Below are 17,144 nucleotides of genomic sequence, written 5' to 3'. Positions count from 1 at the left end.
GACGCGTCACGCGCCGATCGCCTCGGGCGTCGGCACGTCCTCGGGCAGCAGCAGCACGAGGTCGTCCATCGTGGGATCGTCGATCGCACGCGTGCGACGGGCGTGGTTGGCGATCGCGGCATCCATGACCTGCCTCGCGTAGCGGCCGTTGCCGAACGACGCGGTGCGATCGACGGCGGCGAAGTGGCCCCGCAGCGCCGCGACCGTCGAGCCTGTGCACTCGTAGCCCGAGCGCGTCGCATGCTGGTTGACGATCGTCACGAGCTCGTCCGGCGTGTAGTTCGCGAACCGCACCCGATGCGAGAACCGGGAGTCGAGCCCGGGGTTGGTCGCGAGGAAGCCGTCCATCTCGCGCTCGTAGCCGGCGGCGATCACGACGACCTCGTCGCGATGATCCTCCATGAGCTTCACGAGCGTGTCGACCGACTCCTTGCCGAAGTCGTTGCCGCCACCACCGCGGGAGGCGAGCGTGTACGCCTCGTCGATGAACAGCACGCCGCCGCGTGCCCTGTCGAACGCCTCGGTCGTCCTCCGCGCCGTGTGCCCGACGTACTCCCCGACGAGATCGGCACGCGACACCTCGGTGACCTGCCCCTGCGCGAGCACGCCGAGCGCGGTGAGGAGCGAGCCGTAGAGCCTCGCGACGGTCGTCTTGCCCGTGCCAGGGGGGCCGGCGAAGATGAGGTGCCTGCTGAGCGACGGCGCAGGCAGCCCTGCCGCCTGCCTGCGGCGCGCGGAGGTGAGGAGGTCGACCATGCCCTGCACCTCCTCCTTGACGCCGTCGAGCCCGACGAGCTCGCGCAGCGTGCCGAGCAGCTGCTCGACGCGCTCCTCGTCGACGCGGCCGACGCCCGCGCCGATCGACGAGCCCGGCAGGGGCCCGAGGTCGTCGGGCACGAGCCGCGTCAACGTGAGCGCGTCGACCTCGGCGACGGTGCCGAGGCGGTAGGCCTGCCTGCCGAGCATCTCCTCGAACACCTTGCGAGCCGTTCGGCCGTTGCCGAAGGTCTCGTCGCGCGGCAGCTCGGTGAAGTAGTTGTGCAGCGCGGCTCGCGTCTCGAACTCGAGGCTGTAGTGGTTCGCCCTGCACAGGCCCTCGACGATCGTCACCATCTCGGCAGACGAGTAGTCGGCGAACTCGATCGTGCGCGAGAAGCGCGACGAGAGGCCCGGGTTGGCGGCCATGAACGTGCGCATGTCGTTCGTGTAGCCGGCGACGATCACGACGACGTCGTCGCGGTGATCCTCCATGAGCTTCACGAGCGTGTCGATCGCCTCGCCGCCGAAGTCGTTGCTCGAGCCGCCGTCCTTCGACAGCGCGTACGCCTCGTCGATGAACAGCACGCCTCCGAGCGCCTTCGAGAACATCTCGCTCGTCTTGATGGCGGTGCCGCCGATCACCGCCGCGACGAGGTCGGGGCGTGCGACCTCCACGAGCTGTCCCGTGCGCACGACGCCGAGCGCTGCGAGGATGCGACCGTAGAGTCGCGCGACGGTGGTCTTGCCCGTGCCCGGCGAGCCTGCGAAGACGAGGTGCCGCGAGACGGGTGGCGACGGCAGCCCGGCCTCGGCACGACGCTCGGCCATCTGATGCATCCGCACGAGCGTCTCGACCTGCCGCTTGACGCTGTCGAGCCCGACGAGCGCATCGAGCTCGGCGAGCAGGCGATCGAGCTCGCTCTCGCCCGCCGGAGCGCGCGTCGGCTCGTCGACGCTCGCCTCCGCGGCCACGGGGCGCGAGGCGGGCGCGCCGTCCTGCACGTCGTCGTCGCGCTCGCCGTCCTGCAGCTGCTCGAGCTCGACGTCGGCCTCCGGCTCGACGCGCACGGGCGCCCCGGCGACGTCGACGATCCTCGTGCGACGCAGCGCGCCGCTCGTCGCGTCCTGCCAGACCACGCCGTGGCTGCAGCCGCGCACCGAGCCGCCGTCGACGACGAGCCGAGCCGTGTCGCGCGCCACCGCGCCCTCAGACCGCGCGTCGGCGATCCGCACGTTCGTGAGCGTGACGGATGCGTCGTCGGATGCCGTGACGCCGATGCCGCTGGGCCGTTCGATCGTCGAGTCGGCGAGCGTGAGGGACGACGAGCCCGCGACGACGATCGCGTCGTGGCCGGCGCCCAGCAGCTCGCATGCCTCGCCCGTGAGCCGCGCCTGCTCGATGAGGTGCAGCGCGTGCGTCGCACCGTCGACGATCCGCACGCCCGAGAGGTCGACGACGGCATCCGCCATGCCGACGACGCCCTGCGCGCCGAGTCGCTGCATCGTGACGCCGTCGAGCGACGCCGAGGCGCCGGTCGTGGCGAGCACCCCGATGCCCTCGCCGTCGGCGATGACCGTGCCCGTCGCGTCGAGGCTCGCGCCCCCCTCGACCGTGATCGCCGCGTTGGCGACGCGCGCGATCGTGCCGCGCGCGATCGTGAGCTGCGCGCCATCTGCGACGAGCAGCCCACCCTGGGCGGCGTCGACGACGGTGTCGGTGAGGTGCGCGGCGCTCGGCCCGCGCACGACGAGCGCCGTCGTGGCGATGTCGTGGAGCCTGCAGCCCGCGATCTCGGCGCTGCCGCCCTCGTAGACCAGCACGCCCGCCCCGGCGTCGTTCTCGACGCTCGAGTCGTGCATCGACAGCTGCGCCTCCGCCCGCACGACGAGCGCCACCTCCGTCGACGCCTCGATCGTGCAGTCGTCGAGCGCCAGCGCGCCCGCGGCGACGTCGACGGCGACGTCGCCGGCTGCGCTCGCGATCGTCACGCCCGAGATGCGCGCCTCGACTGCTGCGCTGCGCACAGCCGGCCCCGTGCTGCTCTCGATGCGCACCTCGCCGGCGTCGCCGACGCCGGAGAGCGCCACGGCCCGATCGATCGCGAGGGACTCCCGGTAGACGCCTGGGCGGATGGAGATGACGTCGCCGTCGTTCGCCGACGCGAGCGCCGACGCGATGGACTGGTGGCAGTCGGGGTTGTCGGCGGCGACCGTGAGCACGGCGCGCTCCTGCGCGATCAGTCGAGTGGCCATGTCGTGCCCTCCCAGGCGTCGGGGCGGATGGCGGCCGAGAGCCGTCGCCATGTCTCCGCGTCGATCGGCGCCGCAGGTCCCGCCGCGCGCAGGTGCGCGACGAGCTCGGGATCTGGCGCGATCCGGTGGTGATCGAGGTAGTAGGCCGCGGCGTCGCTCCAGATCCAGCGGCCGTCGGAGCGCAGGTCTGCGGGCACGACGGCGTCGAGGCCGCCGAGGTCGTCGCGCAGCGGCTGCGCGGCGTGCACGACGATCGAGCCCGAGCGCAGGAGCGCCAGCAGCGCGTCGCGCTCGCCCCGATCGACGATCACGGGGTGCTCGGGCGCGAACCAGGGCCTGCCGTCGCGGTGTCCGTCGAACACGCGAGCGACCCGCGGCGGCGCATGCCTGCGACGCGTCGAGAGGCGCTCCGCGACGCCGCGCAGCAGCGTGCGCAGGCGCTGCGAGCCGTGCTGGTCGGTCGGGCGCTCGTGCGTCATGCGATCCACCTCACGCCGCCAGCGGCAGGTCGCCGAACCACCGGTCGTCGGCATGCGCACCGAGCTCGCCGCGCGCCTCCGCCGCCGCCTGCAGCCTGGCCATCGCCTGCTCGGCGTCGGCGCCCTCCTCCGCGAGCAGCAGCCGCGGCACGGCACCCTCGGTGGTGCCGAGCACCTGCAGCCTCGCGCCAGCTGGCAGCACGATGTCGGCCGCCCCGGCCGAGCCGTCGAGCACGCGGTCGAGGCGACGCCCGCTCGTCGTCCAGATGAGGGCCTCCGAGGGCCCCGTCGCCGGGCCGTCGGTCGCTGCGGCGACGATCGGCGTGCGCAGGCGCAGCATCGTGCCCGGCGCGGGGTCGAGCGCCGCGGGGATGCCTCGCACGACGACCGACCTGGCCGTCGGCAGCATCGCCAGCCCCTCGGCGAGGCACGTGTGGAAGTCGAGGTCGTAGTCGCCATGCGGCTCGGTCGCGAAGACCCGCACGAGCGACAGCCCCGTGAGCATGGCGGACCGGTCGCTCGTGGCGACCCGCATGCCCGGCTGCTGTGCGAGCAGCTGCGCGACCGTGCGGCTCGCGACGTCGTAGCGCGAGCCGAGCGCCGTGCGCACCCGATGCCGCTGCTCGGCGGTCGAGCGCGCGTCGGCGGGGACGTCGATCGCCTGGTTGACGGGTCGGGGCGCGTCGAGGTGCGCAGCCCCGGCGACCTCGGTCGCATGGGCGTCGCCCTCCTGCGCCGCGCCCTGCGGCTCGGGACTCGCCGCGGCGGGCTGCGCAGCCGCCTCGTCGGCGCGTCCTTCGGCGACGTCTGCCCGAGCATCGCCGCGCTGCGCGGCCGCCGGCTCGCCGAGCGCGCCGGCTCGCGTCGCGCTCGCCTGCGACGACGGTGCGCTCGCGCCGCCCGCCCCGCCTGCGAGCAGTCGCGTCGCCGTCGATCCGCGGAGGGCTCGCGCGAGCGCATCGCTCGCCGTGGCGGAGGACGCCGTGGCGGGCTCGGCCTGTCGGCCGACCTCCGCGGCCGCGCCGGCAGCGGCGCGCGGCCGCGTCGGCGGCACCGCCGCCGCTGCCGCGGGCGCCGCGATCGCGTCGGGTGCGGGTGTCGGCGTCGGGGTCCGGGTCGCCTGCGGCGTCGGGGTCGCGGCGGCCGGCGGCCGCTCGTCGGTGGCTGCCACGGCAGCCTGTCGGGGCAGGGCGGCCGCGTACCAGGCCGCAGCCGCGTCGTCGGCGCTCGGCACGTTCGTGATCTGGGCGTCGCGTGCGCGACGGCTGGCTGCCCCGGCGCTCTCCTGCAGCGCCGCGGGTACGGCGTCTGCCCCGATGACGGCGTCGACGGTCGCCGAGGCGTCGCGCTCCCGCGGCGTCTCGAGGGAGGGGCGCGGCCCCGATCGCGTCGCGGCGACCTGCACGACGCCGATCGAGCGCGATGCCACGACCTCCGCCTGCACCCCCTCGACCGACTCGCCGGCCTCGCCGTCGCTCCCGTCCGCGGCGGCCTCGGCGACCTCCTGGCCTGCGTGCGCCGCGGCGTCGAGCGCAGCGGCGTCGATGGCGCCGCCCTCGATGAGACCGGCGGTGTCGCCGCTGGCATCGTCCGTCGCGGCGACGAGCCGACCGTCCGCGGTGATCGCGAGGGTCTCGGTGGGTGCCCAGTGCCCGGGGTGGGCGTCTCGCACCACACGTCGAGCCGCCGCATCGAGGGGGTGGATGGTCACGGCGCCGCGCTGCGCGAGTCGCGATCGCAACGGCTCGAGCAGCGCAGGCAGCCCAGCCGGGCGACGCGCGCCGTCGCAGTGCACGAAGATGCCCATCGAGTCGGCGGGCGCCACGAGCTCGCCCGCGTCGACGAGCGGCTGGTCCTCTGGCCGCACGACGAGCCCCGCGGCGACGACGTGCACGATCCAGCGATCGCCGGGCCGCCTCCTCGACCCGCGCGTCTCGCCCAGCAGATACGTCGCGGCGTCGACGGCGACGAGCCCAGGAGGCGACGCCCACCGCTCGAGCGTGACGGTGCCGTCGGGTGCGCAGACGCTCTCGATGGCGAGCGCGGCGAGCGGCACGGCGTCATCGCCGTCGATGCGCACGGGCTCGCCGTCGATCTCGACGCCGTGGGCGAGGCGGAGCGGCTGCCCGAGCGCTGCCGCGAGCGACTGCACGGTCTCGAGCGGCAGGCTCGCGCTGCCGAAGCCCGCCAGCACGATCGCCGATCGCGTCTCGTCGGGGAGCGAGCGCAGGACCGCGAGCAGTCGCTCCTCGCTCGGCGCGGGCTCGGAGGGGCTGCCCGCCACCACGAGCAGCTGCCGGTGCCGCACGGCGATGCCTGCGAGCCGCACGGCGTGCCGCTGCTCGGTGCCCGCGGTGATCCAGAGACCCGCCGGGATGTGGGCCGCCCCGTGCACCGTGCTGGGCAGCTGCGACTGCCACGCCGGCGCGGGGTAGCGCCGGCCCATGGGCACGCGAGCGCCGCGAGGGCTCTGGGTCACCCAGCCGTCGCCGCCGACGGAGAACAGGGTGCCTTCGCACCGGATGAAGCGGCCCTGCGGCGCGATGACCGAGACGCCCAGCGCCTGCGCCAGTCGCGTGCTCTCGGCCTCGTGTCCTTCACCACCGTCGTCGGCGAGTCCCGGCTCCGGCACGACGACCGCACCGTCGAGGTGCGGCAGCACGGCACCGACCACCGCTGCGTCCGCCCCTCGCAGCGCGTCGCGCAACGCGGGCGTGGCCGTCAGGTAGCGTGCGGCGCGCAGCGCAGGCAGCCCGTCGAGGAGCGCGGTCGCCTCCGCGTCGCCATCCTCGGCGACGACGATGCCGAAGCCCGTCCGTTCCACGGCGATCGACGTCACGGCGTCCCCTTCCCTCAGCACGACCACGCACGGTGGGGTTCGGGCGGTTCATCTCGAGCCCGGTCGCACCCAGGCGGAGCAGCCCATGCCGGTCGTCAGCTGCTGCGGCTCAGCGCGTCGTCGAAGAACGACTGGGCGTCGAAGGTCGTCTCGCCGCCGGTCTCCGTGCCATCGGGCAGCAGGACGGCGTCCTCGAGCTCGTCCTCCTCCTCGGGCACGTAGCCCGCCGTGGGCGCCTTGGGGATCCATGTCGTGCTCGCCGACGGGCCGGGCGACGCGGCGGGCGTCTGCTCCGCCTGCGCCCCGCGCGCCATCTGCGCCTCGTGCTCCCCGAGCGCCCGCGTCGCATCTCGCGCCGACGTCGATCCCTCGCCCGCGTCGCGCTCCGCTGCGGCCTGCTCGGGCTCGACCAGCGCGACATGCTCGCCCGACGACTCCTGCACCGCCGCGAGTCCGCGCGCGGCACCGTCGCCCGAGCCGAGGGCCCCCTCTGCGGGCGGGAGGGTCGTCACCGGGCTCTGCGGCGCGACGGCGCGGGATCCGGATGCCTCCTGCGACGGCGCGGCCGTCGATCGTCGCTCGGCCGCTCGTCGTGCCGCGAGCTGCTCCACCTCGTCCCTGCGGGCCTTGCGCAGCGCGGCCTCCCGGCTCCTCGTCTGCTCCTGCTCCTCCTGCTGCTGCCGCTCGGCGGCCGCGCGCTTCGCCTCCTCGGCCCTCTCGCGCTCCCGCTGCTCCTGCCGCTCGAGCACCTCGCGTTCGCGCTGCTCCTCCTGCGCACGCTCCGTCTCGTCGCGCTCCGCCTGCGCACGATCCGCCGTGCGCTGCCGCTCGCGCCCGGTGCGCTCCTGCTCCGCCGTCTGCGCCAGCTGCTGCGCCGATGCGTCGCGCTGCTCCTCCCCCGCACGCTCCGTCTCGTCGCGCTCCGCCTGCGCACGATCGGCCGTGCGCTGCCGCTCGCGCTCGACGCGCCGCTGCTGGGCCGTCTGCGCCTGCGCTCGCGCCGACGCGTCGTCGCGCTGCTCCGCCTCGCGCGCTGCCTCGTCGGTACGCGCCTGCGCACGCTCCGACGTCCGCTGCCGCTCCCGACGGGCCCTGTCCTGCTCCTCGCGCTCCGCGCGCTCCCGTGCCGCACCATCGGCTCGCTCCTGCGCCGCACGCGCCGCCTCGTCGCTGCGCGCCTGCGCACGCTCCGTCGCCCGCTGCTCCTCGCGTGCGACCCGCAGCCGCTCCGCACCCTGCGCGCGCTCGCGCGCCGCCTCGTCGGCCAGCTGCTCCTCGGCACTCGCGACGTCGTCGGCGTGCGCCTGCGCACGCGCCGACGCCCGGCGCTGAGCGCCCACGCGATCCGTCTCGGCACGCTGCTGCGCCGCCGCCTCCTCCGATGCACGCTCCGCCTCGTCGCGCTGCGCCTGCGCACGATCCGTCGCGCGCTGCTGCTCCCGCGCGACCCGCTGCTGCTCCTCCTGCTGCGCCAGGTCCCTCGCCGCGGCGTCGTCGCGCTGCTGCTGCTCGCGCACCGCCTCGTCGCCCTGCACCCGCGCACGATCCAGCTCCCGCTGCTCCGCGCGCGCCGCACGTGCCTGCGCGATGGGATCCTCAGCCGCGACCGGCTCCCCGACCGCCGAGAGGTTGGCGTCACCGGTCTCCGCTCCCTCGGACGCGACCGTCTCGCCGACCTCGGCACCGGCGACGTCGCCCTCCGCCGATCCCTCGGACGTGACCGGCTCCCCCGTGTCGCGCTCCTGGCGCTCGCGCTCGTCACGATCGGCCCGCTCCTGCTCGAGTCGTGCCTCCTCGTCGGCCTGCGCCTGCGCACGCTCCGTCGCGCGCTGCTCCTCCCGCGCGACCCGCAGCCGCTCCGCACCCTGCGCGCGCTCGCGCGCCGCCTCGTCGACCCGCTGCTCCTCGCCACGCGCGACCTCGTCGGCGCGCGCCTGCGCACGCGCCGACGCCCGGCGCTCGGCGCCCACGCGATCCGTCTCGGCACGCTGCTGCGCCGCCGCCTCCTCCGATGCACGCTTCGCCTCGTCGCGCTGCGCCTGCGCACGATCCGTCGCGCGCTGCTGCTCCCGCGCGACCCGCTGCTGCTCCTCGCTCCTCGCCAGCGCTCCCGCCACGGCATCGGCCTCCCGCTGCTGCTCGCGCGCCGCCTGGTCGCTGCGCGCCTGCGCACGATCGAGCTCCCGCTGGTCATCCCGCGCGACGCGCTCCCGCTCCGCACGGTCCGCGTCGCGGCGCTGCTGGGCATCTGCTCGCTCGTGCTGCCCGCGCGCCGCCTCATCGCGCCTCGCCTGCGCACGATCCCTCTCGCGCTGCTCGGCCCGCTGCGCCCGCTCGTGCTGCTCGTCGCTCGCACGCTCCCGTGCCGACGCGTCGTCGCCCTCCTGCTGCTCGCGCGCCGCCTCGTCGCGCTCCGCCTGCGCGCGATCCGCATCCCGCAGACGCTCCCGCTCGGCGCGCTCCCGCTCCGCTCGGTCGGCGTCGCGGCGCTGCCTGCGGTCCTCGCCCTCCTCCGCCGCACGCGTCGTCTCGTCGCGCTGCGCCTGCCCGCGATCGTCCGCGCGCCGCTGCGCCCGCTCAACCCGCTCCCGCGCCTCGTCCCTCGCCAGCTCCCGCGCCGACGCATCGACCTGCTCCTGGCTCGCACGTGCCGCCTCGTCGCGCTGCGCCTGCGCACGCGCCGACGACCGCTCCGCGGCGGCGCGCTGCCGTTCGACCTCCGCGTCCGGCATCGACAGGCCCAGCGCAGCCAGCTGCTGCTCCCACACCTGCAGCACGATCGGCACGTCGACCTCGTTCGCCTGTCGCGGCCCTCCCCTGCTCACGATGGTGGTGGTGCCGGCCTGCACCCGCAGACGCAGCGTGGCATCGACGATCGCCGACCTCCCCGTGTGCGTGTACGTCTCGGAGGTCTTGACGTCGACACCCTGCGTAGCGCTCTGGTTCGAGGCGACCGAGTACGAGGGGACGAAGCCGCCCACCACCACGCCGGGCTCGGTCACGCCCACCGCCGTCATCGGCGTCGACAGGCCCTTCTCGTCGGCGCGCTTCTGCCCGGCGGTCACGCCGCTGGAGAGGTCGACGGTGTGCTTCAGCGTGACCTTGGGCGCGGGACTGCCCACGCGCACCCTCGGCTCGACGAGAGCGCCGGAGATCGACAGCTCGGCGAGCACGTCGCGCAGGACGCCCCCGCGCGCGATGAGGGAGTCGGGATCGAGCTGCGCACCGGAGACGATCGTCGGGATCGCGTTGAAGAGCATGCCATTCGACAGCAGGGTCTCGATCGCATCCGCGTACGCGTCGCCCTCGCGCGCGGCACCCATCGTGCCGAGCTGCAGCATCGCATGGTCTCGCACCGCCTGGATCGCCGCGGGATCCCAGGTCACCGGACGCCAGGCGCCCACGGCGGGCAGCTGGAACCTCGTCGCGTTCGCATCGGCGTCGGCATCGGCGTCCGGGCTCGGCGCGACCCGCGCGGGACGGACGGGCGCCAGCTCCGGCGAGTCCTGGGGTGCGATGAAGTCGAGGTACCCCTCGGACTCGAAGCGGCCGACGCTGCGGTGATCGCCTCCGCTGAGCGCGCGCGGGACGAACGGATCGACCACGGGGCCGAGCACGCCGTGCACCTGCACGTCCAGCGTGAACGTCGCGGGCACGCGATGCTGCTCGAGCTGAGAGAACTCCACGGTCGACGACACCTTGGACGGACCGGGCCGCGTCGTGCTCGACTCCGTGGTGCGGTCGAAGATCCCGCGATCGAACTGCCCGCCTGCCTCACCGCCGACGTCGTCGACGCCCTGCGCACGATGGAAGTACCCGGCCCTGGCGAAGGCCCCCAGCGTCCACTGCCGCGACCTCGACGTCTTGCCCGACGCGCCGCTGCTGCGCTCCGTCGACAGCGTCTCGCCCCGCAGCGTGGTCGTCGACGGCACGACGTGCGCCGCGCTCGCCCTGCCCTTGCCCTTGCCCTTGGCATCCGAGGCCTCTGGTGCGGGGGTGACCGTCAGATCGATCGTCACGCTGCGCTGCCGGAACGCGCCGGCGTGCAGCGGCACCGTGACCCGCTTCGGCCGAACGGCGGCCTCGCGCAGCGCCAGCGAGCCCTCGGTCGGCGTGGTCAGCGCACGAACCTCGCCCAGCACCGTCTCGCGGCTCTGCTCGTCGAGGCCCGCTGCCTCCAGGCGCTCCTCGATCGCGGCGAGGTCGACGGGCACGACGCCTCCCGACACGACCGCATCCGAGTCGCGCACGAACTGCGTACGGGCCGCCGCGGGTGCAGGCTTCGCACCGCTCGCATCCGCATCCGGCGTCGAGGCCGGGCGCGGTGCGACCTCCGAGATCTCGGAACGCTCGCCGAGGTCGCCCTGGTCGGTCGTCGCGAACGGTGCCAGCTCGGGCGGCAGCGGCACCTCGTGCTTCTGCAGCAGGGCCACAGCCTCGTGCACCGGCATCTCGACGTCGACGGACGCCGGCTCGTACCTGGCGAAGGTCGGGTTCGCGAACCCCGTCCTCCATCGCCAGCCTCGCAGCTCCATCGATGGCGTGTAGGTGCGCTCGGAGTCGAAGCGCAGCACTGCGGTCGTGCCCTTCCTGCCGCGTTCGTTCGTCGTGCCCGCCACGCGCTCCTGCTCCGCCGAGCCGCTCCACGTGCGGGCGCCCTTGACGCCTCCGTGGACGAGCGCGTTGTGCTCGGCGCCCGGCGGGGTCGCACGCAGCAGACCGTCGCCTCCCACGTTGATGCTCCAGTCCTTCGTCGTGCCGACGGAGCGATCGCCGCCGTCGCCCCGCGTGAGCCTCCGGTCGGCTCGGGTCGAGACGAAGGTGGGGTTGGCGAAGCGCTGCTCGACGGCCAACGAGCCTCGCAGGTCGCGGATCGTGCCCGGCAGCTGCATGGCACCGGTCTTCGTCGCGCGCCCGTGCAGCCCGGCGTGCGCGACGGAGCGCAGCCCCCCGTACGAGGCCAGCGTCTGCGTGGTGGCCCCGGGGACCGTGCCGGGCTTGGTGAGCGGCGAGAGCGTGAGGACGAGACCGTCGAGAGCCGTGAACGGCCGCTCCCCCCAGCTCGAGTGATTGCCGCTGCCCCTGAGCGACCGGTGCGGATGCGCGCTGCCCAGCGCAGCGTCGGCGTGCTTCGACAGCGAGGCCTCGATGAGCTCGCTGTGCGCCTGCTGCCCCGCGATGCGCTCGATCTTCGCGAAGGCGCCGAAGTCGGCAGGGTCGATCGCCGGGAAGCCCTCTCGGCGTCCTCCGATGACGGTGCTCGCGACCTGCCCGCCAGCTGGCTCGACGTCGATCTGCGGCCTGCGCACCATCACGCCGTCGATCTCCACGACCGTCGGGGCATCGTGGCGCTCGGGATCGGCGCCCGAGGTCTCGAGGCGCTGCCTGTCGGCCGCGGGTCCGCTGCCGAGCATCCGGCCCCCGAAGAGCACGACCTGCAGGACGTTCGCATCCTTCGTCGACTCGTGCATCAGCGTGAGCCGCGTCGTCGCTGCATGGAGGCTCACGTCGGACTTCCCCGCCGCCGAGCGGTCGTCCTGCGTCGAGCGCGCGCTGCTGAGCTTCGTGGAGCGCTTGTAGCCGGTGACGACCTGGAGCACGCCGGAGCCCAACGTGCGGTTGCCGGCCGCGATGATCAGCTGCCCACCGAGCGTCAGCCCCACCCCCGCCTTCGTGCTCTTCGACATCTCCCGCTTCCCCGCGAGCGACTCCTTCTGCGTGGTCTCGCCGCCCTTCGCCGTGGAGTCGGCCGATCCGAGATCGATGTCGGCCGTCATCGTGACGCGATGCGTGCGACCCCCCTCCTGCCACTCGGCCGTGAGGCTGCCTGCGGCCGCGTCCTCCATGCCCAGCGTGCCGCGCGCCTCGGCGAAGCGCGCAGCGACCGCCGCCGTGCCCGCGTCGGAGAGCCCCAGGCGCTCGGCGATCGTCAGATGGATGTCGGTGGGCACCGAGACGACGGCATCGCGCGACGGGTCGAAGGCGCCCTCCTCGCGCAGGGGGCCGAGCGGTGCCGCGGCCCGGCCGCTCGCCAGCACCTCCGCGGGCATCCAGAGGCCACGGTTCGCGGCGTCGACGATCGGCAGCGAGAACGTGGACTGCACCTCGACGCGCTGCGGTGCGCCGCGGCCATCCGCGATCTCGACGGTGCGGGTCAACGCGTACACCGCGACGAGGTCCTCGTCGCTGCGCGACGCCGATCGCTTCTGCTCGGTCGAGCCGCCGACCTGATCGGTCGTCGACAGCGTGAGGCCTCCACCGCCGCGCACGACGCTCGTCGTGCCGCCGCGCGAGCCGGCCGTGACGCTCGCGTCACCGCTCTCCGACCAACCCTCGGTGACGGCGAACTCCTGCGTGAGCTTCGACGAGCCCTGCACGGTGCCGAGGTACCTCGCCTTCGGCGCGTCGGTGCTCGCGGTGAAGGTCATGGAGTCGCCCTGCTCGCGCCGGTCCGCGGGCGCGAGCAGGGCCTTCGTGAGCGCGTCGACGTCGCGCTGCGTCCGCGGCCGCAGGTCGCCGTGCGTCAGCTGCGTGACGCGTCGCGGCTCGATGTGCCGGAGTCGGACCTGTCCCGGGGTGGCCGCCCTCGGCAGCGAGGTGCCGTCCTGCGCGTCCGCGGTCGCGATGCTCGTGACGTCGGGCATCGACAGCCGCACGTCGACATCGACGGGCGTGGTCACGTCGCCCGACGTCAGGACGAGCCGGAGGCTCGCGGCGGCGGGCTCCGTCTCGACCTTCGGAGCGATCGCCTCGCTCGACGACTCCTTGACCGCGAGGTCCCGCGTCGTCGAGCTGGCGACCGTGCCGCTGAGGGCGGGGAGCAGGGGCGGGCTGCCAGGCAGCGGGAGCGCGATCGCCATGCTGATCGCAGCCTGAGCCTCGACCTTCGTGGTGGCGCTCGTCGACGTCTTGCTCGACCTCGACACGGCCTCCGTGCGGCCGTACACGTCACGGGCGATCGCATCGGGGTCGGCCTTGGCGTCCGGATCGCCCTTCGACGTGCCAGCCGCCTCGGCGCCCTGCGCCTCCGTGCCGCGTTCGCGCGCGGGCGTCGCGCCGCCGAGGGTCGCCGGCGCCTGCCTCGGCGGCACGGTCAGACGATCCCAGGCGACGGACGCCGTCGCGTCGCCGACCGTGATGGACCCCGCGCCGAGCACGGCGCGCCACGCCCTGGCGACCTCCGCCGGCGTCGATGCGTCGTGCAGCTCGAGCGCGTCGTCGACCCGCCTCGGCTCGACCCCGAGGTGCGCGGCGACCTGCGCGCGCAGCGCGTCGTGGCGATCGATCCCGGTGATCGGCACGGGCTGGTGCTGCAGCAGCGTCTGCCAGGGGTGGGGATGCTGCGCTCGAGCGGCACGGTCGCCGAGCTCGATCGACGCGCGCGGCTCGGGCGCACGCGACTCGGACGGTCGTGCCGACCGCCGCATCGCCGAACGCGCCGCCTGCACCCACGACGCGGGTCCACGCGATGGGCGCGCGGGCGCCGGAGGCGTCGCGCGCTCGAAGAGGCGTCGCTCGGTGGGCAGCGGCCGGGGGGACGCCGTGCCTGCCGTCGCCGCCGCCTGCACGACGGCCTCGGGGCGCGAGCCGCCGGCGGGGCTGCCCGATGCCGAGGCGACCTGCGGCTGGGGCTGCGGCTGGGGCTGCGGCTTCGGTGCCTGGGCCGACGTCGTCGATGGCGGCAGCGCGCCGTGAGGAGTCGGGCTGAAGTCCGCGCGCTGCGGCGTGGCATCGCGCCAGGTCGCGTGGATGTGCGCGAGGTCGACCTCGGTCAGGTGAGGCGGGGCATCCGTCGTGTCGTCTCCGCGGCGCGGCAGGTCGCGCACGCCGTCGCCCATGACGCCCGCTCGCTGCTGCGTGCGGAGCAGGTGGTGGCCGGCGCGATAGCCCTCGCGTGCTCCGACGAAGTGCATGACCTCGTGCACGAGCAGCGGCGCATCCCTCGGGTCGGCCGACCACGTGCGCTGGTCGACGTCGCCCTCCGGTCGCACGGTCACGCGCACGCGGTCGCTCGGCGGCGCATCGCTCGACACGAACGTGGGGTCGATGCGGACGTGCATGGCGTGCCCGTCGCCGAGGACGAACCGCCCGTTGACGAAGGCGTCGAGGTGCGCCTGCACGTGATCGGTCACGTCGCGGAGCCCCGCAGGCGAGACGGCGTCGCCGTCGGTGGTGATCTCGACCGGCACCTCGAACAGGCGGATCTGCTCGCCGTCGACCGTGAGGTCGCGCGACACGTAGTCGACCACGGCGATCTCGCCGCGGATGTCGAGGCCGGGACCGTCGGAGCGCACGGGCGTGAACGACTCGGTGCGCAGCTGCTTGGGTGCGGCCTGATCGTAGGCGGCCTGCCACGCGGGCGTCGGCGTCGCAGCGGCCGCGTCGCGCGGCGAGACGTCGTCGGCGTCGACGGTCGTGATGCTCGACGCGTCCGTATCGGTGTCGGTGTCCGTGTCGCTGTCGGTGTCCGTGTCCGTGTCCGTGTCGCTGACGCTGTCCGTGTCCGTGTCCGTGTCGGTGTCCGTCTCGGTGTCGGTGTCGGTGTCCGTGTCGGTGTCGGCGTCCGTGTCCGTGTTCGTGTCGGTGTCCGTCTCGGTATCCGTCTCGGTGTCCGTGTCGGTATCCGTGTCCGTGTCCGTGTCGGTGTCGGTGTCGGTGTCGCTGACGCTGACGCTGTCCGTGTCGGCGTCGGCGTCGGCGTCCGTGCCCGTGTCGGTGTCGGTGTCGGTGTCGCTGACGCTGACGCTGACGCTGTCGGTGTCGGTGTCCGTGTCCGTGTCCGTGTCCGTGTCCGTGTCGGTGTCGCTGTCGATGTCCGTGTCGGTGTCCGTGTCGGTGTCGGTGTCGCTGTCGATGTCCGTGTCGGTGTCGCTGTCGATGTCCGTGTCGGTGTCCGTGTCGGTGACGCTGTCGATGTCCGTGTCGGTGTCGGTGTCCGTGTCCGTGTCGCTGACGCTGTCGAGGTCCGTGTCGGTGTCGGTGTCCGTGTCGGTCGAGCCGTCACCGTCGGCAGCGACGTCGGACGGCACCGCATCCGGCGCGGGCGACGTCGCCGTCCGATCTGCCAGCGCACTCGCGTCCTGCTGCGACGGGGCGTCGGCGACGCCCGGATCCGGCGTCGGCGAGGAGATGGCGTCGCCCTCGCTGGGCGCGGGCTGCTGCGATGGGTCGGCCTGCTGACCGGGAGTCGAGGTCGGGTTCGTCGTCGGCGTCGGCGTCGGGCTCGTCGTGGCTGCCTGGCTCGGCGGGGTGCTCGTGGGCGCGGGGCTCGGCTGCTGACCGTCCTGCTGCGACGCATCGGCGTCGGGGGTCGCCTGCGCATCGGGGTTCGCCTGCGCATCGGGGTTCGCCTGCGCATCGGGGTTCGCCTGCGCATCGGGGTTCGCCTGCGCATCGGGGTTCCTCGGCGCGTCGGAGGGCGTCTGGTCGGGGTCGGCTTGGCCGTCGACGGTGGTCGAGGCGTGGGGATCGGGCGTCGACCCCGAGTCGGCGATGGGACCCTGGTCGGCGGTCGCCCCTTGCTCGGCGGTCGACCGTTGCTCGGCGGTCGACCCTTGCTCGGCGGTCGGAGCCTGCTCGGCGGTCGCGCCCTGGTCGGTCGTCGTGTCCTGACCGGTCGTCGAGTCCTGCGGCGAGGTCGCGTCGGGGCCGGAGGTCGAGTCGACGGCGGGCGATCCCGGGTTCGTCGACGATGCGACGTTCGGCGAGCCGTCGACGTTCGGCGAGCCGCCGGTGCTCGACGCCGAGGCCGGGTTCGACGCGAGGTCCGCGTCGGACGATGCCCCCGGGTTCGCGACGGGGTTCGACGTCGAGGTCGACGCTGGCGAGTCCGGGGTCGAGGAGCTGCCGTTCGAGGGGCCCGGGGTGCTCGCGTCGGACGACGAGCCCGGTACGGCCTGCTGCCCCTGGGCCGACGCGCCGGCATCGCTGGGCGTCCCGTCGCTCGTCGAGGAGGCGGTGGCCGGCGACTCGGCGGCCGGCCGGCGGCCGAGCGGGTCGGGTGCGGTCGTCGCGCCGTCGACGAGCGACCCCGCGTCGCTCGTCGCACCCTCGCCACCGCCCTGCTCGCCACCAGCGCCCTGCTGCGAGCCACCTCGCGTGCCCTGCGACGCGCCCGTGCCGTTGCCGGATCCCGAACCGCTCGCCGATCCCGATGCGCTCCCCGCACCGACACCCGGGCCCGCGCCGAGGACCGGGTCGGCACCGAGTCCGGGTCCCGCACCGGCGTCCGCGCCGGGGGTCCGGCCCGCGCCCGGGTCCGAGGGCGTGCCCCCGTCGTCGTCGCCACCCTGACCGTTCGACGAGTCCGGGCGGTCGAACGCGCCGCCGATGTGGTGGCCGGCCGCGGTGCCGAGCCCCGTGCCGATGCTCGACGACGCCGCCGAGAGGATGCCGCCGACGCCCACCTGGAATCCCTCGCCCTGGATGGCGCTGTACGTGCCCTCGGTCATGACCTCGACGAACGCCTCGCCGGCGAAGTCCGTCGCGATGTCCTGCGCCGTCGCCTTCCAGCCGTGGGCGGCAGGCGGGGCGCCGCCGGAAGGCGTCGTGCTCGGCAGATCGGCGTCGCCGGAGCCCGGGCGAGCCGGGCCGGAGCCGTTCGTGCCATCGCCCGACGTGCGGCTCGGACCTGCCGGCCCATCGCCCCTGCTGGGCGGACCGCCCGGGCCGCCCGGCCCGTCTCCGCCTCCGCGGGGTGATCCGCCCGGCCCTGCAGGCCCCCCGCCATCCGCGGCACCCATGCCACCACCGGTCGCGCCATCGCCGGCAGGCTTGCCGCCACCGGTCGCCGCACCGTCGCCGATCCCCCCGCC

General features: G+C 74.7%; 4 protein-coding genes. All 4 read right to left on the bottom strand.

Annotated features, from left to right (window positions below; translation table 11 throughout):
• Positions 1–6: 6 nt before the first annotated feature.
• The 4 genes from ACZ6H8_RS07360 to ACZ6H8_RS07345 all read right to left on the bottom strand — a co-directional run bounded on the left by ACZ6H8_RS07360 (position 7) and on the right by ACZ6H8_RS07345 (position 16,781).
• A complete protein-coding gene (locus ACZ6H8_RS07360; protein WP_464145948.1) occupies positions 7–3,012 on the bottom strand; it encodes an AAA family ATPase in 3,006 nt (1,001 codons plus the stop codon).
• Positions 2,997–3,491, bottom strand: a complete 495-nt coding sequence (locus ACZ6H8_RS07355) for a hypothetical protein (protein WP_464145946.1) — start codon at positions 3,489–3,491, stop codon at positions 2,997–2,999. The genes ACZ6H8_RS07360 and ACZ6H8_RS07355 overlap by 16 nt, the downstream gene beginning before the upstream one ends.
• Positions 3,492–3,501: 10 nt before the next feature.
• Complete coding sequence (locus ACZ6H8_RS07350) at positions 3,502–6,330, bottom strand: hypothetical protein (protein ID WP_464145944.1); 2,829 nt, start codon at positions 6,328–6,330, stop codon at positions 3,502–3,504.
• A gap of 95 nt (positions 6,331–6,425) precedes the next feature.
• Positions 6,426–16,781 carry a hypothetical protein gene (locus ACZ6H8_RS07345; RefSeq protein WP_464145942.1) on the bottom strand — a complete coding sequence of 3,452 codons (10,356 nt, stop codon included), beginning with the start codon at positions 16,779–16,781 and terminating at the stop codon, positions 6,426–6,428.
• Between the last annotated feature and the right edge of the window lie 363 nt (positions 16,782–17,144).

The sequence above is a fragment of the Agrococcus sp. AC640b genome, from assembly GCF_979255995.1.
The sequence above is the reverse complement of the archived record's forward strand: the minus strand, read 5'-3'. Positions and strand labels throughout refer to the sequence as shown.

Excerpts from the sequence above, each read along its gene's own strand:
- ACZ6H8_RS07360 (WP_464145948.1), bottom strand. The coding sequence starts at position 3,012 with ATGGCCACTCGACTGATCGCGCAGGAGCGCGCCGTGCTCACGGTCGCC.
- ACZ6H8_RS07355 (WP_464145946.1), bottom strand. The coding sequence starts at position 3,491 with ATGACGCACGAGCGCCCGACCGACCAGCACGGCTCGCAGCGCCTGCGC.
- ACZ6H8_RS07345 (WP_464145942.1), bottom strand. The coding sequence starts at position 16,781 with ATGACCGAGGGCACGTACAGCGCCATCCAGGGCGAGGGATTCCAGGTG.